Source organism: Undibacterium sp. Di27W (assembly GCF_049340345.1).
Taxonomy (GTDB): domain Bacteria; phylum Pseudomonadota; class Gammaproteobacteria; order Burkholderiales; family Burkholderiaceae_D; genus Undibacterium.
Map to the genome: position 1 here is coordinate 299,383 of NZ_JBMPOS010000006.1, position 21,811 is coordinate 321,193.

At 51.8% G+C, this 21,811-nt stretch carries 20 protein-coding genes; 13 read left to right on the top strand and 7 right to left on the bottom strand.

Annotated elements, in window-relative coordinates:
* Positions 1-1,233 carry an ATP-binding protein gene (locus ACO0LF_RS14740; protein WP_423015156.1) on the bottom strand — a complete coding sequence of 411 codons (1,233 nt, stop codon included), beginning with the start codon at positions 1,231-1,233 and terminating at the stop codon, positions 1-3.
* A 464-nt stretch (positions 1,234-1,697) separates the two neighbouring features.
* Between ACO0LF_RS14740 and ACO0LF_RS14745 the strand changes: the two genes are divergently transcribed.
* Together ACO0LF_RS14745 and ACO0LF_RS14750 are read left to right on the top strand one after the other, a co-directional pair.
* The gene (locus ACO0LF_RS14745) at positions 1,698-1,943 is read left to right on the top strand and encodes a hypothetical protein (protein ID WP_423015158.1); all 246 of its coding nucleotides are present in this window, start codon (positions 1,698-1,700) and stop codon (positions 1,941-1,943) included.
* A gap of 87 nt (positions 1,944-2,030) precedes the next feature.
* Entirely contained in the window at positions 2,031-2,222 is a 192-nt protein-coding gene (locus ACO0LF_RS14750) for a Thivi_2564 family membrane protein (protein ID WP_423015160.1), read from the top strand.
* A 106-nt stretch (positions 2,223-2,328) separates the two neighbouring features.
* Here ACO0LF_RS14750 and ACO0LF_RS14755 read toward each other — a convergent pair whose 3' ends face one another.
* The gene (locus ACO0LF_RS14755; RefSeq protein ID WP_423015162.1) at positions 2,329-2,556 is read right to left on the bottom strand and encodes a hypothetical protein; all 228 of its coding nucleotides are present in this window, start codon (positions 2,554-2,556) and stop codon (positions 2,329-2,331) included.
* A 216-nt stretch (positions 2,557-2,772) separates the two neighbouring features.
* Between ACO0LF_RS14755 and ACO0LF_RS14760 the strand changes: the two genes are divergently transcribed.
* On the top strand, positions 2,773-3,156 hold the full coding sequence (locus ACO0LF_RS14760; RefSeq protein ID WP_423015164.1) for a hypothetical protein: 384 nt from the start codon (positions 2,773-2,775) through the stop codon (positions 3,154-3,156).
* A 24-nt stretch (positions 3,157-3,180) separates the two neighbouring features.
* Here ACO0LF_RS14760 and ACO0LF_RS14765 read toward each other — a convergent pair whose 3' ends face one another.
* Positions 3,181-5,058: an ABC transporter ATP-binding protein/permease gene (locus tag ACO0LF_RS14765; protein WP_423015166.1), complete on the bottom strand. Its 1,878-nt coding sequence runs from the start codon at positions 5,056-5,058 to the stop codon at positions 3,181-3,183.
* Positions 5,059-5,360: 302 nt separating this feature from the next.
* Here ACO0LF_RS14765 and ACO0LF_RS14770 point away from each other — a divergent pair, with 302 nt between their 5' ends.
* Positions 5,361-6,431: a DUF1176 domain-containing protein gene (locus ACO0LF_RS14770; protein ID WP_423015168.1), complete on the top strand. Its 1,071-nt coding sequence runs from the start codon at positions 5,361-5,363 to the stop codon at positions 6,429-6,431.
* A gap of 90 nt (positions 6,432-6,521) precedes the next feature.
* Here ACO0LF_RS14770 and ACO0LF_RS14775 read toward each other — a convergent pair whose 3' ends face one another.
* Complete coding sequence (locus tag ACO0LF_RS14775) at positions 6,522-6,944, bottom strand: hypothetical protein (protein WP_423015170.1); 423 nt, start codon at positions 6,942-6,944, stop codon at positions 6,522-6,524.
* 740 nt (positions 6,945-7,684) lie between these two features.
* Between ACO0LF_RS14775 and rbsK the strand changes: the two genes are divergently transcribed.
* The 7 genes from rbsK to ACO0LF_RS14810 all read left to right on the top strand — a co-directional run bounded on the left by rbsK (position 7,685) and on the right by ACO0LF_RS14810 (position 15,961).
* A complete protein-coding gene (rbsK, locus tag ACO0LF_RS14780; RefSeq protein ID WP_423015172.1) occupies positions 7,685-8,614 on the top strand; it encodes a ribokinase in 930 nt (309 codons plus the stop codon).
* 276 nt (positions 8,615-8,890) lie between these two features.
* Positions 8,891-9,895, top strand: a complete 1,005-nt coding sequence (locus ACO0LF_RS14785) for a BMP family lipoprotein (RefSeq protein WP_423015174.1) — start codon at positions 8,891-8,893, stop codon at positions 9,893-9,895.
* Between the two features lie 141 nt (positions 9,896-10,036).
* Complete coding sequence (locus ACO0LF_RS14790) at positions 10,037-11,566, top strand: ABC transporter ATP-binding protein (protein WP_423015176.1); 1,530 nt, start codon at positions 10,037-10,039, stop codon at positions 11,564-11,566.
* A gap of 105 nt (positions 11,567-11,671) precedes the next feature.
* The gene (locus ACO0LF_RS14795) at positions 11,672-12,754 is read left to right on the top strand and encodes an ABC transporter permease (protein ID WP_423015178.1); all 1,083 of its coding nucleotides are present in this window, start codon (positions 11,672-11,674) and stop codon (positions 12,752-12,754) included.
* Positions 12,751-13,722 (top strand): ABC transporter permease, encoded by a 972-nt coding sequence (locus ACO0LF_RS14800; protein ID WP_423015180.1) that lies wholly within the window; start codon positions 12,751-12,753, stop codon positions 13,720-13,722. The genes ACO0LF_RS14795 and ACO0LF_RS14800 overlap by 4 nt, the downstream gene beginning before the upstream one ends.
* 387 nt (positions 13,723-14,109) lie before the next feature.
* Positions 14,110-15,108 (top strand): nucleoside hydrolase, encoded by a 999-nt coding sequence (locus ACO0LF_RS14805; protein ID WP_423015182.1) that lies wholly within the window; start codon positions 14,110-14,112, stop codon positions 15,106-15,108.
* A 10-nt stretch (positions 15,109-15,118) separates the two neighbouring features.
* Entirely contained in the window at positions 15,119-15,961 is an 843-nt protein-coding gene (locus ACO0LF_RS14810; RefSeq protein WP_423015184.1) for a 2OG-Fe(II) oxygenase family protein, read from the top strand.
* 368 nt (positions 15,962-16,329) lie between these two features.
* Here the strand turns inward: ACO0LF_RS14810 and ACO0LF_RS14815 are convergent, their stop codons facing one another.
* On the bottom strand, positions 16,330-17,214 hold the full coding sequence (locus ACO0LF_RS14815) for a LysR family transcriptional regulator (RefSeq protein WP_423015186.1): 885 nt from the start codon (positions 17,212-17,214) through the stop codon (positions 16,330-16,332).
* 88 nt (positions 17,215-17,302) lie between these two features.
* Here ACO0LF_RS14815 and ACO0LF_RS14820 point away from each other — a divergent pair, with 88 nt between their 5' ends.
* Positions 17,303-18,277, top strand: coding sequence for an MBL fold metallo-hydrolase (locus tag ACO0LF_RS14820; protein WP_423015188.1), 975 nt, complete (start codon positions 17,303-17,305; stop codon positions 18,275-18,277).
* Positions 18,278-18,463: 186 nt separating this feature from the next.
* On the opposite strand, the gene ACO0LF_RS14825 is transcribed toward ACO0LF_RS14820, so the two are convergent.
* The gene (locus tag ACO0LF_RS14825; RefSeq protein ID WP_423015190.1) at positions 18,464-19,117 is read right to left on the bottom strand and encodes a DUF5610 domain-containing protein; all 654 of its coding nucleotides are present in this window, start codon (positions 19,115-19,117) and stop codon (positions 18,464-18,466) included.
* A 328-nt stretch (positions 19,118-19,445) separates the two neighbouring features.
* On the opposite strand from ACO0LF_RS14825, the gene ACO0LF_RS14830 reads away from it, so the two are divergent.
* A complete protein-coding gene (locus ACO0LF_RS14830; protein ID WP_423015192.1) occupies positions 19,446-20,192 on the top strand; it encodes a helix-turn-helix domain-containing protein in 747 nt (248 codons plus the stop codon).
* Positions 20,193-20,288: 96 nt separating this feature from the next.
* Here the strand turns inward: ACO0LF_RS14830 and ACO0LF_RS14835 are convergent, their stop codons facing one another.
* Positions 20,289-21,770 (bottom strand): diguanylate cyclase, encoded by a 1,482-nt coding sequence (locus tag ACO0LF_RS14835; RefSeq protein WP_423015194.1) that lies wholly within the window; start codon positions 21,768-21,770, stop codon positions 20,289-20,291.
* Between the last annotated feature and the right edge of the window lie 41 nt (positions 21,771-21,811).

Here is a 21,811-nt window from a genome sequence, read left to right on the forward strand (position 1 = left end):
TTACAGCGTGTTCCTCCTGATCCACCAGCGCCTCAGGGGTTCAAGATGAAAGCGATAACGTTTATTGTCCGAGCTTTCATCTGGCCACCAGTAAGCATCTCTTTGCAGGATGTCGCGCAGATTGATAAAGACTTCTCTTTGTTTTTCCGCACTGTCGTTAGGCATGCGGCCCTGCAAATGGCTCAGCAAATTTTCTGGGCGGGCACCACTGGCATCTTGTGCCGCCAGACCCAGCAAGGCAATCGCATGTGCGGCGTCACTGCTGCTCAATTGTTGCACCAGTCTATGTTCCCAGTGATGAAAATCATTGTCCGACCCTGGCTGCACCATGTCATTGATGGCGGGCTCTATCTGGCTGGCGATATCGACATCAGCATTGCTGCTGACGCGCTGGCGCAGATAGTGAAAGGCTTTTTGCAAATAATAAGGTTGCGCCCATTGCACGGCAGCCACCAGCTTGGCGGCAGAGTCCTGGTCAAGTGCCAGTTGATAGCGGTCTGCCAGTTTGAACAGCATGGCAATCGCCACCTCAGCTGTAAAGGCGGCCAGGTTCTGGTGATTCAGGCTATTGATGGTATCGGCCATGCCATGTTGCTGGACCAGGGTATCGAGCCCGACCGAACCCGATACCAGCCATCTGACTGAATGGGAGTCTGGCAGTGCCCGCACATCATTGCGAAACCAGTCCAGGAAGCGGCGCACCCGCTTGACGCCGGTCGCCGTGTCATTGCGTATCATATTGAAGAGCATGATGGGCAGCTCATCGATATAGATCAGCCAGTGCTGATTGGCTTGCACCAGCAGGCGCAAGACTTCATTGCCGACGGCTATCCAGTCTTCTGCGGCACTCTCAGCCAGGTCGACACTGGCGGTGCCTGCACCGGGGATAGGTATCTTGATGGACTTGATGCGGGCGCTGATGGCATCGAAGGTGGCGATGAAGCCATCTTTGATCTTGCTGCTGAGGGAAGCCATTTCTGGTGCCAGGGCGGTATGTAGTTTTTCGAGGAAAGCCAGCTCGTCCTGGCAGGACGCCACATTGATTTCTATCGCATGCCAGCTTTTTGACCTGACATGCGCCATGACGGCACGACAGATGGATGTCTTGCCTATGCGACGCGGACCCAGCAAGAGTATGTCATCATTGTCAAGAATCTCGGCCAGCCGCACCACTTCTGCACTGCGGCCAAAGAAGTTTTCACCTTCTACCGGTGTTCCTGCAATGTTGTCCATGGAGTTTGCCTTTCATTTGCAATGGGTTTGCAAGTATTTACAAGAACGGATCAAATACTAAGAAAATTTAGTGATAAATAATCTTAGTACTAAAATATCTTAGTGTAAAGGCATATTTTTTAACGCCTTATTGCAATATTCACTGCAATGAGCAAAAAAGCCGCAAACCCTGGCAGGCTTGCGGCTTTTCTTGATCTTCTTTAATCCACTTCTTCACATTCCTCAAACGCATCAACTTGCCGCTGCTGATGAGGGTGAATCGAATGTCGACATTCACTTTGTATTACCGGTATAGCTAATATAAACCTGAAAAATTTTGCCGTATGTTCGTCAGCGTACCGATGCTTCAATTAAATAAGCGCATGCTTTATTTGTATCGCGTATTTGTAATAGCGGTGCATGCAGCATCAGCATCGGTATTGAACTATTTCACTATTCCACTGAAATCAAAAAAGGCTATCCCCATGAAATTATCCATACTCACTTTGGCAATTGCTACTGCACTGGCAACCAGCGCCTGCGATCGCAAACCTGCTCCACCAACTGAAGTCGCCGTGCCTGTTGCAGTGCCAGTGCCGGTTGCAGTCCCAGGCCCAACTGTTGTTGTGGTCCCTGACCCTGCCGCAGCGTCTGCCGCCAGCGCGCCAGCAAGTACTTCAGCAAGTACGCCGGCTTCCACTAGTGATTCCATGCCTCCAGCACAAAAGTAATAAGCACTGATTTTTAAGGCAAGAAAACAGGCAGCCGCGACGTATACCTGCCTGTTCTTTCACTCTAACTCTTTAAAGAAAGTTTATATGATCCAGCTCATCAACCTCATTATCTACCTTGTGGTATTTGGCCTGGTGTGGTGGCTGGTAGGCTTTTTGCCTTTACCTGCGCCGGTGGCACAGGTCGTGCGCGTGCTGTTCATCGTCCTGCTGATTGTGATCGTCCTGGCTGCTTTTGGCATCGTGCCTGGCATACATATGCCGCAGTTACGCTGGTAATTTCTGGTCGCAACACTGGTCGCAATATAGTGGCAAGACTCGCTCCAGCCGAACCAATACTGGGGAATATCAGTGAAAGTCATTGCGGGGAATTTATGACGGCAAATTATTTTTTGCCAGAAAATTTTTCCCGCTGCCATTCAAGCAGCACTGCCACCACAAAAAAACCTAAGCTCACTAGCAGCAACTTGAGCATGATCTCCACATCAAACTGCTTGCTGCGATAAGACGCCGCAGCAGCGATCAAGCCAGCAGCACAAAGTATGCGCATCCCTTGCCGCTTGTAGGCTGCACGGCATAAAGACAGGAATTTGTTGTCTGTGTCGCTACTCATAAAATTGTCGATGCGTTCCGAAAAAAACTCATTTTAACAGCACAGTGGAACAAGGTAGTGCACGTGCTCCCAACTCCTCTGTGATTGTGATCGTGCTGCCAGCTAGTGACAAGCAGATATCGTGAAACCTTAGCCTGCAGCCAACTTGTATATACTGCGCCTTGTTGCGCTTATCTTTGCCAGACTGGCAGGGACGCAAAGACTAAGGATAACAAGATGGGATTTCTCTTACCCTGGGGAAAATTGCCCGGCTGGCTACTTGGCTTGCTACTGGCAATATTCGGTGCCTATCTGCTACTACAGGTCGATGCCGATTCCTGGCAACAGGCATTCAGGGTCTTGATGATATTTGTCGGCTTGCTGAAAGTCATCCAGGGAATATGGAATTTTTTCAATGATAACGCAGCAGACGCGAACCTGAAACGACCCCGTAAGCTGAAAGACTCAGGCGATGGCCCCGACTTCAATAGCTACAATGAAGCACAGCTGACACAAATTCTTGGTCGCATTGATGCCGAACACTATCCCGACAGAGTCAAGATCATACAGACCAGGTTGGCAGAACTTTTACATCAGGATAAAGGCGCAGAACGGCAATAGCTTGCTCAAGGTGAGTGACCATCATCATGCTGCTACAACCTGCAAAGCATGCACAGGCGGTGCCTTCTCAGTGCTCACATTGTCCACACTGGCCACATTCACCAAGGCTGCATCAAACTGATAAGTACTTGCCTCATGCAGCTTCCATGCGCCATCACCGAGCAAGTGCAGCACATGGGTATGGTGCTTCAGTACGGCAGGCCTATGGGCGATACTGATCAGTGTCACGCCGCTTTCACGCAGGCGTGCATACAGGGCTGATTCATTGGCACTGTCCAGCGCGCTGGTTGCTTCATCGAGAATGACAATGCTGGGCGTATGAACCAGGATGCGGGCAAATGCCATGCGCTGCTGCTCGCCCACGGACAATAGCTTCTCCCAATCATGCACCGCAGACAAACCGCCTACACGTTCGGCCAGTTGCGGCAAATACACCTGATCCAGTATCTCCAGTAACTGCTCGTCACTAAGTTCTGAGTCTGCACTAGGGTAGATCAACTGGCTGCGCAGTGAACCCGTCTGCAGATAAGGCTGCTGCGGCAAAAAGAAGAAATTCTCTAGCGGCGGATGATGGATGAGACCACTGCCGGTGTGCCACAATCCGGCAATCGCGCGCAATAGCGAGCTTTTGCCGCAGCCGCTGTCGCCGGTAATGAGCAGCGCCTCGCCTTCTTGCAATGCAAGGCTCAGGTCCTTGATCAGCACACGTTGCGATTGCGGTGGATGCAGTGTCACTGACTCCAGCGCAAACTGATTACCTGGGCGCAGCTGGATGCGTGCGGTCTCGACTTCAGTTGCCGCTTCAGTTGCTGGCTCTGCTGCGGTCTTGGGCAATACCAGGTCGGACAATGCCTGCAGCCGGCCTACACCTGCCACGAAGCGGCTCAGGCTTTCAAAGTTTTCCACGATCACACCCACCGCGCCGAGTACGGCAGAAAATGCCCCTATCGCCTGCGTTGCACGCCCTACTTCCAGCTCACCTGACAAGACTTGCTGGGCAAGTATCGCCACTGGCAACACCAAAGTCAACTGACTGAACGTGCGCTGATAGAGGTTAAGAGAACGCTGTTTCTTGATCAGCTTGTCATAGTTCTGGATGGCCCGGTGCAGCTTGCTGTCTATGTGCGCGCGCTCCTGCGCTTCACCGCGATAGAAGGCGATCGATTCGGCATTTTCACGCACCCGCATCAGGCTGTAACGGAAATCGGCCTCGCGCCGCAGTTGCCAAAAATTCAGGTGTATCAAAGGGTTGCCGAAGGCATACAGCGCAGCACCAGTGCCAATGACGGCGTACACCACCAGTACGCCAACCAGCAAATGAGAAATCGACCATAGCACAGCGCTGAACGCCACCAGCTGCATGGCAGATCCCAAAAAAATCAGCAGGAAGTTGATAGACCTGCCAGTAAAAGTATTAATGTCTTCGCTGATACGCTGGTCAGGGTTGTCGAGGGTGCTGTCGGCACCCAGTGCATAGTATTTACGATCTTTCAGATAGCCGTCGAGAAAGCGCCCGCTGAGCCAGCGTCGCCACTGGTTGGCGAACAAGTCGCGCATGTAATAGTAGAACGCATAAGTAGGCACTGCAAAGAGCAGCACCATCAGACAGGTGCGCACGGATGTCCAAAAGCGGTCGCCCTCTTTTGCTGCCAGTGCCGACGTCATTTCTCCAGCCTGATCATTCATCATGACGGCGAACTTGGTTTCAAACAGCATTAACACGATCAGTAAAACCAGGAGTATCCAGGCTCTCTTCCATTCTTCGCCCAGCCAGTAAGGTTTGGCGACAGCAATGAATTGCCGCCATGCAGAGAGCGACAAGAACGCAGTGCGGCGCCTTTTGGGTGGTGGTGGTACACCATCAGTGTCCACATTGGGGTGCATGTCGCTTGAGATAGTCATGATCAGATTCGGTAGAGTTTTTTTCTTGCGGACAGGTTTTTATTCAGTATGAGATCTGGCGCGATATTGTTCTGTGCGGAAACGGACATAGTCCTGCATGACAAGATGAAAAAACTGGGAAATTGACGATGCCCGGTACCGATCTGTACTATGCGCCTACGCGCGCTGTGAAGCTGGGGCCAGTGCCCGGAAGCCATGAGCCATGAGCCATGAGCCATGATCAAAAAGTAAAGCAATTCACTACAATGGCTACAATGGCTACAATGGCGCTAATGCTGATCTATACCTCCTATGGAAAATACATGAAACGGAATACCTTGATCTTGTCAGGAATTTCTGTACTGCTCCTGTCCTTGCCCCTTGCGGCACAACAAATGCCTGGCTCAATTTTTATCCACAAAGACTGGCAACTGGTGTGTGACAACACCAGAACATGTAGTGCGGCTGGTAATCCTGCAGCAGAAGATGAACTGGGCATCTCTCTGGTATTGACGCGCAAGGCAGGTAAAAATCAGAATGTCACTGGCGATATACAACTGGCCAGGAATGAACATCTGGGCTTGCTTAAAAAATTGCCTGCCCGATTTGCCCTTAACATGCGTGTCAATGGCATCGACGCAGGCAGGCTGACGATCGACCAGAAAAAGAATCTGCAAGCCGACCTGTCTGAGCAGCAAGTCGCCTTGCTCATAAAAAGCCTGGCAAGCGATAGTCAGATAGAGTTTGTGATTGGCGACCTGCGCTGGCATATCTCAGACCAGGGAGCTGCTGCTGTTTTTATAAAAATGGATGAAAGCCAGGGCCGCCTGGGTACCAGAACTGCACTGATCAAAAAAGGGGACAAGGATGAAGATACTGTCTTGCCAGCCCTCCCAATCCCGGTCGTCTATGCTGCATCTGTCAACCTGCCGCAGGCCGGTGACGACAAGTTCATCGCCACATCGTACAAGGCCTTGCACAAAGAGTTATTGAGTACACTGAAGGCTGACAACTATTGCGCAGACATGCAAGAAAGCAGCACGGGAAAAACAAAATTCGCAGTCACACGTCTCTCTGCCGATAAATTACTGATCAATACCAGATGCAGTGCTGGTGCCTACAATACCAGCGACGCTTATTGGGTGGTGAATGAGAAGCCGCCATTTCAGCCTGCCTTGATCACTGTTGCTGCGACTGAATATAAGGATGGCATTATCTCAGCCACACAACTGGGCAGTAGTGTAGGGCATTGCTGGTTTGCTGATCAATGGACATGGGATGGCAAAAAGTTTGTACATACCGCTGCATTTTCCAGCTCTATGTGTAGCCCTGGACCAGGCAGCGACAGAGTGCTGGCGACTTTTGTCAGTGAAGTGCGTCGGGCCGGACGCTAAACAGCGAGGACAGGGCTATTATGTACAATGCCAGCACCATGCCTCTCGTGAAAAAAATCACCCGGCGGCCATGACCGAATTACTCAACATTCACTCTTTCGCGAGGAATGATTTTGATTCACCCAGCATGGTTCTGGTGTTGATTGCTGCATCCCAGCCACCTTGTGCAATTGCCCGGTACTGCACGCCTTTTGCGAGTTGCCCACACCCCAATTTAGTCAGGTCAAAAACCAAATTCAATTCCTTGTGTGGCTCCAGGGTATATCCAACGGTGTGACACTTTGCCAGACAAGGGCAAGAAATGTCATAGGCGAGTAAGCCCCATTTGCTGTTGTCCAGCTGTTCAATAGATACGGTCAAAAATTGAACCGTATTATTTGTTGAGTTTTTCACATTTACCCTGATTATTTCTTTTCCATCAGATAAATTCCTGCTTAGTTTTACATCCAAAGGCATGCCTGCACTAGCAAAAAAAGGGATGGCGATTAATACTGCGAAAACGAATTTTTTCATTTTTCCCTTGCAAAGCAATACGCTATTGCAAACCTTTGATGTATGTTGAGCCAGCGTGCGGGGATACATTCCCTGCTGTAGGCTTGGTGCGCCAGCATACGCTGTGTAGCGCGGCCTCTATCACTATGTACTCCGCTTGAGTAAAGTCACTGACGTATTATTCTCTCATCCTGATATCATCGGGCAACCTGCATAGATCGTCAACATGCTGTAAATGCTGATCTGGCGAAATCGGAGTAACCCAAGTTTTTCAAGTCGGCTGGCTACAGGTAAGGCATTCATGCCCGCAAAAGGCATCCCCCTCCCCTCAATAAGAGGCGAATATGGACATAATGTATTTGCCTTTCTGATCTACTTGTCTAGTTATCCAGCAAGCAAAAGCCCTGACTTTGGATAAGCCGCCAGCAGTTCAGGCCTGCCTGAATGCCATGCTTCATTTGACAAGCCTCAGGGACGGCCCCACAATCAGCGCGCTTTGATATATTTGAAGAGAAATGATGATTTAAATAGCAATTTTTCCTGATAAACCATTCTGGTGCAATGCAGCAAACCCTCACTCTGCAAATACCAGCAAAAGAGACAACAAAGAATAATCAAACCATGGTTGCCAGTCTGCCGCGATTTTGCACAATTTTTGACCAAAAAATCAGATTGCGCTTGACGTTAAACAGGCTCCATAGTTAAATACGAAATCGATTGCGCAAACGATTGCGCAACAACTTTTTACCGAGAATAGCATCATGAAGCCACGCATCACTGTAGTCGGCAGCGTCAATATGGATCTGGTTTTTCGCACGCCGCGCATGCCAGCGGTAGGAGAAACCCTGCATGGCCATGAATTTTGTCAAATTCCGGGTGGCAAAGGAGCCAATCAAGCCGTTGCTGCGGCCCGTCAGGGTGCCCAGGTCAGCTTTATCGGTGCAGTAGGCGACGATGGTTTTGGCAGTTTTTCCCGCGATTGCCTGGCAGCTGAAGGCATGGAGCTGACGCATCTGGCCCGCGTAGCAGGTGTAGCAACAGGCGTAGCTGGTATTCTGGTGGATGACAGTGGCAGCAACAGTATCGTGCTGGCGGCAGGCGCAAATGCCACACTGACAGCGGCACAGGTAGATGCCGCCACAGCCACCATCGCTGGTGCGCAATTGCTGGTTTGCCAGCTTGAAACCCCCTTGGCTACAGTCACCCGCGCGATAGAAATCGCCCGCGCCCAGGGTGTCAAAGTGATTTTGAACCCGGCCCCGGCACAAGACCTGACAGATGCCTTGCTGGCCCAGGTGGATTACCTGATCCTGAATGAAACTGAAGCCTCGCAACTGAGCGGCGTGACCGTCGTAGACCAGGACAGCGCCAAAGCAGCATCGGCACAAATCCTGCAACGCGGCACGGGCACAGTCTTGCTGACCATGGGTGAGCACGGTGCACTGATTACAGATGAGGCTGGCAGCCAGTTCATCCCTGCTGTCAAGGTGGATGTGGTGGACACGACCGCTGCGGGCGACACCTTTGTCGGCGCTTTTGCCGTTGGTATTGCGAATGGCCTGAGCATCATCGATGCCAGCCGCGAAGCGCAATATACAGCAGCACTGACTGTCACCAAGCTGGGTGCACAGACATCCATACCGCAGCGCCAGCAAGTGCTGGATTTCATGGCGGTCAGGAAAGCAGCTTAATCCCCGGCTAATTACCTGAAAACACAGCAGCAGAAAATTGAGCATGGGCGATAAATCACGCCCGGCCCACCAGTAGCGATACTGTTTTTGATAAAATTTCGCCCGCGTGGCTGAAACGAAATGTCTGCACCATGTTAGTCTTGCACAGGCTTTCAAGACTGGCTCTGGTTTTTATACAGACCGGGCTGTGGGCGGCAAAAACATGGTTTTTAAATTTGGGCGCTGCCTGCTCCTCATGAGCACAACAGCACAACGACATCTGATGAAGGAAATTTCATGAAACTCAAGCAAATCTGCCTGTCCCTGGCGACCCTGATGGCTGTCGGCGGCGCGGCCAGTGCTTATGCTGCCGACCTTAAATTTGCAGTGATCTATGATGCAGGCGGCAAGTTTGACAAGTCCTTCAACCAGTCAGCATCGGAAGGCGCAGAGCGTTTCAAGAAAGAAACCAAACTCAACTTTATCGAAGTCCAAGTCGCCAGCGATACCCAGACTGAACAAGTCTTGCGCAACCTGGCCCGCAAGAATGTAGACCTGATCGCCGCGATCGGCTTTGCCCAGGCGCAGGCTGTGCAGAATATTGCCAAGGAATTCCCAAAAACCAAGTTTGTCCTGATCGACGGCGTTGCTACTGGTGACAATGTCAGCTCCGTCTTGTTCAAGGAACAGGAAGGCTCTTACCTGGTGGGCGTAGCAGCGGCGATTGCCAGCAAATCCAAGAAGGTGGGCTTTGTCGGTGGCATGGATATCCCTCTGATACGCAATTTTGCCTGCGGCTATGCACAAGGTGCCAAAGCCACGGAAGCCAAGATTGATGTAGTACAAAACATGGTAGGCACGACTACCGCCGCCTGGAATGATCCATCCAAGGGTGGTGAACTGGCACGCGCTCAGTTTGAACGCGGCGTTGATGTGATTTTTGCAGCAGCCGGTGGCAGTGGCATGGGCACTTTGCAAGCCGTCAAGGAAAAAGGCAAGCTGGGCATAGGCGTGGATTCCAATCAGAACTACATGCACCCGGGCAGCATGCTGACCTCCATGGTCAAACGTGTAGACCAGGCTATCTATGACAGTTTCATGCAGTTGAAAAACGGTAACTGGAAAAACGGCACCCAATACAAGGGCCTGAAAGAAGGCGGCGTTGACTGGGCACTGGACAAGGATAACCGCGCTGTCGTCAGCGCTGACATGGAAAAACGTGTCAATGCAGCCAAGCAGGACATCATCAATGGCAAGATCAAGGTTGTTGATGTCCGTGAAGGCAGTAAGTGCCCGGTCTGATGCTAGGTAGCATTTAACCAAGAGTTAACTATAAAGATTGACGATAAGTCACTATAGGGGCGCAAGTGTCCGCAATGGATACGATGCGCCCTGATTGATGTATAAGCCCTTGCACACCGCCATTTAAAGAAACGCTAAAGTATGCAGCCAGCAGTCGAATTTCAACAGATCTCCAAACGTTTTGGCGCGGTACAGGCCAATCGTGATGTGAGCTTTTCCATTGCGCCGGGTTCCATCCATGGCGTGATCGGTGAAAACGGCGCAGGCAAGTCCACGCTGATGAGCATACTGTATGGCTATTACCGCGCGGACAGCGGCAAGCTGCTCATCAATGGCGCAGAACAGCATATCCGCAACAGCCAGGAAGCCATCAACCTGGGCATAGGCATGGTGCACCAGCATTTCATGCTGGTCGAGAACATGACAGTGCTCGATAACGTCATGCTGGGTACCGAAGGCGGCTTTCGCCTGAAGCCCAAACGCCATGAAGTTGAAGCCAAGCTGCGCGAAATTTGTAAACGCTATTCCCTGGATGTAGATCCACTGGCGACGATACAGGACTTGTCCGTCGGTGTGCAGCAAAGGGTGGAGATTCTCAAGCAGATTTACCGTAGCGCCAACATCCTGATTCTGGATGAGCCTACTGCCGTCTTGACGGTGCAAGAGGCAGCCTCCTTATTTGAAGTGCTGCGCCTGTTCAAGGAACAGGGCAAGACCATCATCCTGATTACCCACAAGCTGCAAGAGATACAAGAGATTACCGACCAGGTCACCGTCATGCGCGGTGGCACTGTCATCGGTTCGGTCGCGACCAAGGACACCACGACGGCACAAATGGCCGAAATGATGGTGGGCCGCCCTATAGTCACCCACTTGCCACGTGCTGCCTATGCGCCGGGCGAGACGGTGCTGGAAGTCAAGGACCTGAACCTGGTGAACTCGCAAAAAGTCAGCCTGTTGAAGAATGTCAGTTTCAATATCCGCGCTGGTGAAATAGTCGCGATTGCGGGTGTCTCTGGCAATGGCCAGAGTGAGTTGCTGGAAATCTTGAGCGGCATGCGCCTGCCCACCAGCGGCAAACTGCAAATGCAGGGCAAGGACTTGCCCTTTGCTGGCCGCAAGGATGCCGATGGTTTGCCAGCGACTTTCCGTGACCTGGGCATAGCCCATGTTCCAGAAGACCGTTTGCGCGATGCCGTCGTCAAGAATTTCTCGGTGATGATGAACAGCTTTCTGGGTTACCAGAAAAAACTCGGCAAGTCCTTTGGTTTGCTGGATTACAAAAGTATTTTGAAGAATTGCACAGACTTGCTGGCCAAGTTTGATGTGCGCCCGGCTGACCCGCATTTGCGTATCGCCCTGCTGTCTGGTGGTAACCAGCAAAAAGTGGTGATGGCGCGCGAGATTGCCGCCAACCCAAAACTGATGCTGGTCGGCCAGCCTACCCGTGGTGTTGACATAGGCACGATAGAAAGCCTGCATACCCGTCTGCTGGCGATGCGTGATGCCGGCATTGCGATTTTGCTGGTATCGGTAGAACTGGAAGAAGTACGCGCCCTGGCTGACCGCATCCTGGTCATCTCTGGTGGTGCGATCACGGGTGAATTGAAGGCAGAAGAATTTGATGCAACCGAGATAGGTTGCCTCATGGGTGGTATACATACTCACTGAAGTGCATAGATATGCATGAAGGTGCATACAGCCCGATTGAGCCGTAACTAGATTATTGCAAGAACAAGCAAATACAGACAAGCACAGACAAGCGACCAAACAAAGATGAATCAAGCCGACCTCCCACGCTGGGCCACCGCATTTGCCCTGCCGCTGTTAAACCTGTTCTCCGCCTTACTGGTCGCGGCGGGTGTGATTTATTTGCTGGGCGAAAGCCCGATAGAATCCCTGAGCATACTCATCAATGCCGCCGTGCTGAACCCTGAAGGTCTGGGTTACACCCTGTTTTATGCTGCGACCTTTATCTTCACTGGTTTGTCGGTGTCGGTGGCCATGCAGGCCGGTTTGTTCAATATCGGTAGTGAAGGCCAGATGTATGTAGGCGGCCTGGGCCTGACCCTGGTCTTGCTGTGGCTGGACTCATCCCTACCGGGCTGGTTGCTGATACCTCTGGCGATGCTGGGTGCTGCTGTATTTGGTGCGGCCTGGGCTTTTTTGCCGGGTTATTTGCAAGCCAAACGCGGCAGCCATGTGGTGGTGACCACCATCATGTTCAACTTCATCGCTGCCAGTCTGATGAATTATGCGATCGTCAGCTTTCTGATCCCCGCGGGCCAGCAAAATACAGCCAGCCGCGTGTTTGCCGATGCATCCTGGTTGCCCAAGCTGAATGGCATCTTGCCTGTGCTGGGTGAAACACCGCTTAACATCAGCTTTGTACTGGCCCTGGTGGCACTGGTGATTTATGGTGTTGTGGTCTGGCGCACGACCTGGGGTTACCAGTTGCGAGCCACTGGCCTGAACCAGCATGCGGCGCATTATGCTGGTATTTCCATCAGCAAGACGATCATCGTGACGATGATGATCTCTGGTGCACTGGCTGGCCTGGCTGCCGTCAATTCTGTCATGGGTTCTACCCACTACCTGAACCTGAACTTCCCTGCCGGTGCCGGTTTTATCGGTATCGCGATTGCCCTGATGGGGCGTCAGCATCCTGTGGGTATTTTGTTGTCGTCGATTTTGTTTGGCGCGCTGATACAGGGTGGTTTTGATCTGTCGCTGGAAAAAGCCAATATTCCGCCAGAGACGTTTATCTTTATCCAGGGTTTGATTATCCTGTTCTGTGGTGCCATGGAAAACCTGTATGCCCCTGCCCTGTCTGCCCTGCTCAAGCGTAAGGAAAAATGATGTTTGATGATTTTCAATTTTCCAGCATCCTGGTATCAACCATACGCAATGCGCCAGTATTGATGTTTGCTGCCATGGCTGGCCTGTTTGCAGAACGCAGCGGCGTGGTTGATCTGGCACTGGAAGGCAAGATGCTGGCCGCCGCCTTTGTCTCTGCTGCCGTAGCTTTTGTGACCAAGAACCCCTGGCTGGGCATCATGGCAGGCGTGGGTATCTCGGTTGCTATCGCCCTGTTGCAAGGTTTTGTCAGCATCACGCAAAAAGGTAACCAGCTCGTCGCCGGTATTGCCCTCAATATTGCACTCAGCGGTTTAACCTTTGTCGTCGCCCAGTATTTTTTCCAGCAAGGTGGCCGCACGCCTGATCTTGGTGACGCACGTCTGTTTGATATCGTGCTGCCTGGTTCTGAAGCCGTTGCCGGTATCCCCTTTATAGGCTGGGTATATACCAAGCTCATCGGTGGTCATAGTGCCCTGGTGTATCTGGCCTTTGCCCTGATCCCTGTCGTACACTGGGTCTTGTACCACACCCGCTTTGGCCTGCGCCTGCGTGCTGTCGGCGAGAACCCGCATGCAGCAGACGCCGCTGGTATCAATGTAGAACGCACCCGCTTCATGGCCATGCTGTGCGCTGGCGTGCTGTGCTCTTTCTCTGGCGCTTATCTGTCCATCGTGCAAAGCGGCTTCTTTTTGCGTGACATGTCAGCCGGTAATGGTTACTTGGCGTTGACAGCGCTGGTATTCGGCAACTGGCGTCCACTGCACACAGCACTTGGTTGCCTGATGTTCGGTTTCTTTGCTGCCCTGCAAGTCCAGATCGAAGGCGTAGTCTTCCCTGGCATAGGCAAGGTACCGGGCTCTTTGATACAAATGATACCTTACGTCGTGACCGTGATCGTTCTGGCAGGCTTGATGGCAAAGTCCGTCGCCCCGAAAGCGATAGGCCAGCCGTTTGTGAAGTCACGTTGATTTATTGAATTAAGACCTTTCAACACAGAGACACAGAGACACAGAGGGGCACAGAGAAAGGCGAGTGAAGAGCAACGAGGGTTGGGCTAATTGTAGGTTGGGCTACGGTTTACCAGCCCAACACTCGGCGTTTCTATAACGTATTCGTTGATTGTAGGCTAAGTGTTGGGCTGATGAAGCGTAGCCCAACCTACGTATTTGCAACCTACATGACTCTCCCGCTTTTCTCTGTGCCCCCTCTGTGTCTCCGTGCCTCTGTGGTGAGCTTTTCGGTCTAAGATTTTAAAACATAATTTCGACCTCCTTGAACCGGGTCAACTGCAACAATTCACATCGCGACTGGGTTCTGCCCAATGGCCAGCCGGTGTAATTTTGGAGAGCATACACATGTCAACAACAGCAAAACATAAAGTCATTTTTGATACGGATCCAGGCGTCGATGATGCAATGGCCTTGTACTTCGCGCTGGCGCATCCTGATATTGATGTGGTTGGTATCACGACTACTTTTGGTAATGTCCATGTTGAGCAAGCCACCATCAATGCGCTGTACCTGACGCGTATTGCTGGCCGCAATATCCCTGTGGCCCAGGGTGTGCCTGTACCTTTCGCCAAAGCGCCTGGCATGCCGCCAGATTTCATCCACGGTGCTGATGGTTTGGGTAACCTGAACAGCCGTATTGAAGTCGGTGGCAAGGCAGAAGTAGAAAGCGCGGCAGAATTCATCGTCAAGATGGCACGCCAGCATCCGGGTGAAATCACCCTGGTCGCCGTTGGCCCATTGGGTAACCTGGGCCTGGCCCTGAAGATGGAACCACAATTGCCAAAACTGCTGAAGCAAGTCGTGCTGATGGCAGGTACGGTTGATGAGCCAGGCAATGTCTCACCAGTGGCAGAAGCCAATGTCTGGAATGATCCTGATGCAGCTGACCTGGTCTTCACCGCAGGCTGGGATTTGACCATGGTAGGTCTGGATGTCACCCATCGCGTGGTCTTGCCTTCGACCTTCTTTGCGCGTCTGGCTGAACAGCATAAACACGTGGCGATGGATACCCTGTCACACGCAGTCAACTTCTATGCCAACTTCTACCAAAGCATACGCCCGGACCTGGGCCATGCCTGCTATGGTCATGACGTGCTGGCATTTGTCTGGCTGGTGGCACCACAGATTTTCGAAACCAGCTCTGGCCGTGTACGCGTTGCCAAAGAAGGTATAGGCAATGGCCAGACCATGATGGCAAAACTGCCCATCCCTTATCCACAGGCAGGTTGGGAAGCCAGCAAACCAGAAACACGTGTTTGCATGAAAGTCGATGCAGAGGCATGTAAACAATTGATCGATACCACCCTGGCATCCAGCTGGCTGCAAGCTCCATTGTCGAAATAAGGAGGCCATCATGTTTATCGAACCAGTTGATTATCGCGCACCCGATGCCGCGAAAAAATTCACTGAAAGTCTGCACCGCACCGGCTTTGGTGTATTGACCAATCACCCGCTGTCGCAAAGTACACTGGAAACCATCTACAAGGAATGGTATGAGTTTTTCCAGACCGATGCGAAGAACAAGTATGATTTCGACCGCGAAAAAATGGATGGCTATTTTTCGCCCAGCATTTCCGAGACTGCCAAGGGCCAGACCAAGCGTGACCTGAAAGAGTTTTATCATATCTACCCTACTGGCCGTTATCCAGCAGAAGTGTCGGATGCTGCGCGCCAGTATTATGACGATGGTGCCAAGCTGGCAGCAGAGTTGTTGCAATGGGTGGAAGATCACTCGCCTGCTGATGTAAAGGCCAGGTATTCCATGCCCCTGTCAGACATGATCACCGACAGCGACCTGACCCTGCTGCGCGTTCTGCATTACCCGCCGCTGCGTGGCGATGAAGAACCAGATGCAGTGCGCGCCGCTGCCCATGGCGACATCAACCTGCTGACACTCTTGCCAGCAGCAACCCAGGCCGGTTTGCAAGTGCAGGGCAAGGATGACGCATGGCATGACGTACCCTGCGACTTTGGCATGCTGATCGTGAACATCGGCGATATGCTCGATGAAGCGTCTGCCGGTTACTACCCATCGACTATCCACCGCGTACTGAACCCGACTGGTGAAGAAGCGAAAAAATCCCGCATCTCTCTGCCACTGTTTTTGCATCCACGTGCAGACGTGGTGTTGTCCGAGCGTCATACTTCTGGCAGTTATCTGCAAGAACGTTTGCGTGAACTGGGTGTGAAGAAGTAAGTTTTTTGTAGCTTGGTTTTACAAGGCCATCTGCAAGTGAAAAGCCCGTAACAGGAAATCTGTTGCGGGCTTTTTTTATCTTGTTATATCCCTTGACCTTCTTTGACGTACTGCTCAATGCACGGGAATATCACCGACAGCAATTAGCCTCCCAGTCGTCATGCCAGACTCAATCTGGCATCCAGTGTCGTTAAGCCGTATTGCTTGCGTGACCGTGCACACAGAAGAGCTGTGATTTTGCAGACTACCTGTGAACAGCCGCATGAGTATGCAAACAACGCCGCTGGATGCCGGATCAAGTCCGGCATGACGGGTTTGCGGGCGTGCAATTTAGTAACGGTGTCAGTATTCGCAGGGAACAAAATACCCTACGCAAACCCCAACATCGCTTTCCCCAGCTCCTCATGCAAAAGCTGGAACACCGCCTTGACGCGGGTAGTCTCACGCAAGTCAGGATGGATCAGCAACCACAGTGCCGCCGCACATTCGGGTATAGGCTCTCCCACCCGCTGCAAGGCATCTGAAGCGTCCCCCAGTATGCAAGGCAAAATCGCCAGCCCCATGCCTTGCAGGCAAGCTTGCTGGACCAGGCCAAAGCTGCTGCTGCGATAACCAACTTCATCCAGTGGCAGAATATCACTAAGCCAGCGCAGGCTGCGGTGACCGCTGTAGGCATCATCGAGTGCTATCCATTCATGCTGACCCAGCGGCAGGTCTGCATGCAAGGCAAGATAAGACTTAGCAGCATAGATACAAAATTCCAGCGGGGCGATGTGCTTGCCTATCAGGTAGTCTGGCGGTGTGGTCGTCGGGCGCACGGCAATGTCAGCATCTCGCTTGGACAGATTGGCAGACTTGTTATCGACTTCCAGCGTCAGCCTGATTTGGGGATAGCGCCGGCGGCACAAGGCCAGTATCGGTGGCAACAGTGTTAACGCCAGGCTGTCGGTGGTGGAGATGCGTACCAGGCCGCTGGGTCGCAAATCTGCCCCCGCCACCCGCAGCATGGCGCTGGTGGCAATCGCATCCAGCTCAGCACCGGCACGCATGAGTTCTTCACCTGCTGCCGTTGCATGGTAGCGGCCGGCATTGCGTTCAAACAGGCGCACACCTGTCTCGGCCTCAAGCTGGTTCAGACGGCGGAATACGGTTGCATGATTCAAGCCCAGTCGACGGGCAGCACCTGCCAGCGAACCAGTCTCGGCTATCCAGGCAACCAGCCGTAAATCATTGAGGTTTTCTACGCTTTGCATTTTCGCAAATAATTATGTCATTGATTGCTAATTGTATTGCATAAATGTAGTGACTACACTGCATACATCAACTACAGAGGAGAACAAGATGAAACGTACAGCTTTAGCAGTCATGACGGGTTTGCTGTTTGCAACAGTTGCACAAGCATCACAAGCCGCAGAACCTATCTGGGATGGCAACAAGGTCGAGATGGTCAGCGAGAAACTGGGCGATGGTGTGTATGCCTACTATGCCAATAACGCCAAAGAACTCAATGCCAAGGGCGGCGCTGCTGCCACCAGTGGCGGCCTGATTGTCGGCAGCAAGGGTGCCTTGTTGATAGAAACCATGCTCAACAAGCGTTTGAATTCACAGGTGATGGCACTGAGCCAAAAGCTGGGCCACAAACCTATTCTGTATGCAGTCAACACCAGTTCACACGGTGACCATGCCTACGGCAATATGTATATGCCCGCCAGCACCAGGATCATCCAGCATGCCCAGACCAGTACTTATATCCACGCGCATCTGGATGATGACAAGGCTTTCATGATCAAGAACTTTGGCACTGGCCGCGGCATAGAAGAAATCAAGGCGCGCACTGGCGATGTATTGGTCGCACCGGGTAGTACCTTGAAACTGGACCTGGGTGGCAAGGTGGTGGAGATCATGGACTTTGGTTTTGCCCAGACCGGCGGCGACTTGTGGGTGTGGGAACCAGAAAGCAAGGTCATGTGGAGTGGCAACCCCATCATCGCTGGCAAACCCGCCCTGCCCTGGTTGCTGGATGGCCATCTGATCGCCACACTGGAAACCTTGCGCCGCGTTGATGCCTTCTTGCCAGCAGATGCCCGCATCGTCCCCGGCCATGGCGTCGCCATAGGCAAGGAAGACTTGAAATGGCAAATCGCTTATCTGGAAACTGTACGCAGCCAGGTACAGACAGCCATCAACCAGGGCTTGAATCTGGAGCAAACCGTGAAGCAGGTCAGCATGCCAGACTATGGGGGTTATGCATTATTTGGCTGGGTACACCCGGGCTTGAATGTGCCTGCTGCTTATAAGGACTTGGGTGGAAAGTAAGTACCTGCTGCCACAATATCAGCTGTAGTTAATGCTTCCCGGTAGGGTGCGCCGTGCGCGCCATGTTTTAAGGATATGAGCAAGCAGCGGCGGTGCAGGCAGCGCACCGCTTATAAAACATATCAAACATCTCAGTAAGCGAAATGGTGCGCACGGCGCACCCTGCCAGGGATACCGGGATTCAGCTCAGGCTGCTTTCTGCGTCGATGTTGTAGCTGGTTTTGCCAGGGTCACGGTATCACCACTAGGTATGCCATCCGATTTCCAGCGTGCAAATTCTGTACGTATGGCTTCCAGGGTTTGCTTGCTGATGTCTGGCAGACTGCCACCCAGAATATCCGAAGCTTCTTTAAAACCTTGTTCCACTGCAGCAGATATCTTGTCGAGCTTGGCGGGATCATCGCCGATGGCGGCCTTGGCAAAACTGAGTATACGCTCTGCGGTTTTTTCTACACTGAACTCACCACCATCAGCTACAGCTGCCTGGGCAGCTTTGATGGCTTCAGGGCTGGCAGAGATTTTTTGCTGGCCACTGGCAACTTTGGAGATGTCCAGGCCCTGCTGCTCAACTAAGGGCTTGATGAGATTGATAATTTCCTGCGCCTTGCGGTCAGACTCTTCCAGCAGAGCTTGCAAATCGGGCGCGGCTGTCTTGTTCAAACGCGGGTCGGTATAAACGACAGCGTTGTCTTTGCCACTATCGAGCGTAACCTTGGCGCTGTCATTCGACGCAGGTTTGCTGCCGTCTTCCACAGTCTGGTCACCAGATTTGGGAGCCTTGGTTTGCGCAGTCTGATAAGTGCGCACATACAGGTCTTGAGAGGATATGTTTATGCTCATAATATTACTCCAGAGTAAATGGAGAAATTTATCCCCATACTACTTTATGGAGCACAAACACGGAAATTTCAATGGTAAAAATAACTTATCTGCTTATTGGCTACTCATTAACTCCTCAACCAAGCCTCAAATCAGTAGCAGTTTTTGCGTTTTTACCTGATGTTGCCGAAAATCATCACTCCAGATAAGCAAGATCGTGCGTATTCCAGCAAAGTCTGGGATATTCATCTTCCTATTCCTGTATGAATACCCAAGAATACACTCCGAGACCAAGGCCAGGACTCATCCATGTCGATGAACTTAATTAAATAACAACAGGAGAAAACGTATGAATTTTGGTGACAAGTTAAAACAAATCCGGACCGAAAAAAATTGGACACAACCACAAATGGCAGAGGTTTTGCAAATAGAGCAATCATATTTATCAAAACTGGAGAATGATAAATGCCTGCCTTCAGCAGAAATGTTTCAAAGTATCTTGCATAAGCTCAGTGTCTCAAGTGCCGAGTTTTTGGCCGACCTGGATAAATCCTTGCTACAAAATGAGTTAAAACTGATACCCGATGTGGCCGCATATTTGAGCCAGTCACAAAAATCGCGTATGAAGATCATCAAGACTTACTTGTTTGCCTCTGCCCTGATTTGCCTGCTGGGCTTAAGTACCATCTATGCAGCAAAGCGTGAGATATTTTTTAGTAATTACGTCTATCTGTATGAATCGCTGGGCGTGATCCAGGATGGCGAGCCAGAGAATATCTACGAAAAATTCCGTACTGTGAACAACATGAAACTCGCTGCCGGCATTGTCACGAGCGAGCAATTAAGCGCAGAAATTTATGAATTTGAAAGCAAGCGCTTACGTCCTGAAAAATTTGAATCAGACAGGGATTTGGGCAACCAGTTTGAGCGCAAGCTGGATAAAGGTCATCGCAAATTTGAACTCAACAATACCCGTGCCAGGCTCAGTGCAGTCGACAGTAATCGCTATCTGGAGTTCTTTGGCGCGATATTGCTCGCCTGTGGCTTGCTGGGCTTTGTCATTGAATGGCGCCTGCGCAAATTGCATCTGGCTTGAAACCAGCTGCTGTGAGGCTGGCAGGACAAGAAAGCACCCTGCCAGCTTCATGATGGCTATGCACGAGAACCATGAGATAGCACCTGGCAAATTACACTAAGCCGCCTCATCGGTGACAACATCAAACATGACACGGTTACGGCCCGCATGTTTGGCCGAATACAGCAATTGATCAGCGCGGGTGCGTACCATGTCGGGGGTGATTTCGCCGCCCTGGTACTCAGTAATACCTATGCTGCTGGTGACAAAGACCTGGGCTAGCGAAGTCTGGATGGGATGTTGTTCAAGGCGCAAACGTAGCCTTTCCATGGCAGCCGATGCCTCTCTGGCATCGGACTCAGGGAAGAGTATGGCAAATTCATCACCACCCAGGCGCGCAGCCTTGTCTATACCGCGTATGTTAGCCTGCATGAGGCTGGCAAAGTGAGTGAGTACTTCATCACCGGCTTGGTGACCATAGATATCATTGACAGTTTTAAAGTGATCGATGTCGAGCAGGGCCAGGGCATAGGGGCGGCCCATGCGGGCGGCGCGCTGATGTTCTTCTGCCAGCATGGGCAAGAAGGCGGCGCGATTGATCAAACCAGTCAGCGCATCCACCTCAGCCGCCTGCTGCCACTCCTGCCTGGCAGCTTCTATTCTCAGCAACTGATAGTTATGCAAGGCTACAGCCAGGATAGTGAACGTGGTCGTGCACACAAAACACACCAGCATGAAATTGGCTTCCACCAGATTACGACTCTGGAAGGGCCCCAGTTGCTGCCCCGTGATGGCGATAATTGCCACCATGCTGACAGCCAGGATCAACGTCACCAGGTTCAGGCTGACATAAAAAGTCAGCAACAGCAGCACTGGCAGGATGAAGTAGATAAAACCGGGCTGACCACGAAATGCCAGGTACAGCAAGACGCCCACGCCCAGACTGGTCAGCACCAGTCTTTGCACTTCAATATGACGCAGTTGCCGATCATTAGTCCATGCCTGGTAAAGCGGATAGATCAGCAGGATACCCAGACTATCTGCTAGCACCAGCATGCGAAAAAAATTGCCTGCTTCATCCCATTGTATGTAGCCACCCACCGCCAGGTTAAGGCTGAGAATGAGGCTGCTGAGCATGGTAGGTATCAAACAGACTTTGATGCCAAAATGTAAAAGATCAGTCGATTTACGCAAACCTTCTGGCAAGGACAAGCGCATCATCAGCATGGCCACCATGCCCGCCAGACCATCAGCGGTAGCAGAAATCAGGGTATATAACACCGGGTTCGCCAGATGGGTATCTGCCATGCCGGGATAATTCGCGCAAAAACTGACAAACATGATCAGCGGCAGGGCCAGCAAGCCATGCCGCATGCACATCACCATGCCTATGCCAGAAGCCAGCCACAAGAGCGTGATATTGCTGGGTTTTAATGCAAACAATTGCATGCCCGTGCGAGCCGCCAGATAGTACAGAGCCATGGCAAACAAAGCCCAGGCCAGTTCTCGCAGTTTCTTCCTGAAACCGGGCTGCGCCTGTCCACCCTGCCCGCCTAAGCCGGGAGCGGAGGATTTAAGCGGATTCACCATATTTGACATGGTTTGATAATACAATGTCGCCTATACCAACGAAAGACGAA